Source organism: Streptomyces eurythermus (assembly GCF_014649115.1).
GTDB classification, from domain to species: domain Bacteria; phylum Actinomycetota; class Actinomycetes; order Streptomycetales; family Streptomycetaceae; genus Streptomyces; species Streptomyces eurythermus.
Genome location: NZ_BMSK01000065.1, coordinates 1 through 608 on the forward strand (window position 1 = coordinate 1; position 608 = coordinate 608).

1 protein-coding gene is annotated in these 608 nt (G+C 69.1%); it reads right to left on the reverse strand.

Annotated features, from left to right (window positions below):
• Positions 1-608: alpha-amylase family protein (locus tag IE251_RS40485; RefSeq protein ID WP_506005332.1), on the reverse strand; the 608-nt coding region annotated here is incomplete at both ends.

The window sequence follows — 608 nt, forward strand, 5'->3', positions numbered from 1 at the left end:
GGGGTGTTGGGGAAGAGGTTCGGCCGCATGTAGGCCGCGGCCTCGCCGGTCAGCTCGGTCAGGTACTCGGTGAGTTCCTGCTTGGTGTTGCGCCAGGTGAAGTAGGTGTACGACTGCTGGAAGCCGATCTGGGCCAGGGTGTGCATCATCGCCGGGCGGGTGAAGGCCTCCGCCAGGAAGATCACGTCCGGGTCGGTCCGGTTGGTCTCGGCGATGACCCGTTCCCAGAAGACGACGGGTTTGGTGTGGGGGTTGTCCACGCGGAAGACGCGCACGCCGTGGGCCATCCAGTGGCGCAGGATCCGCAGGGTCTCGGTGACCAGGCCGTCCATGTCGGCGTCGAAGGCGAGGGGGTAGATGTCCTGGTACTTCTTGGGGGGGTTCTCGGCGTAGGCGATCGAGCCGTCGGGGCGGTGGTGGAACCACTCGGGGTGCTTCTCCACCCAGGGGTGGTCCGGGGAGCACTGGAGGGCGAGGTCGAGGGCGATCTCCAGGCCGAGCCGGCCGGCCTCGGCGACGAAGTGGTCGAAGTCCTCCAGGGTGCCCAGGGCGGGGTGGACGGCGTCGTGGCCGCCCTCGGGGGAGCCGATCGCCCAGGGCACGCCGAC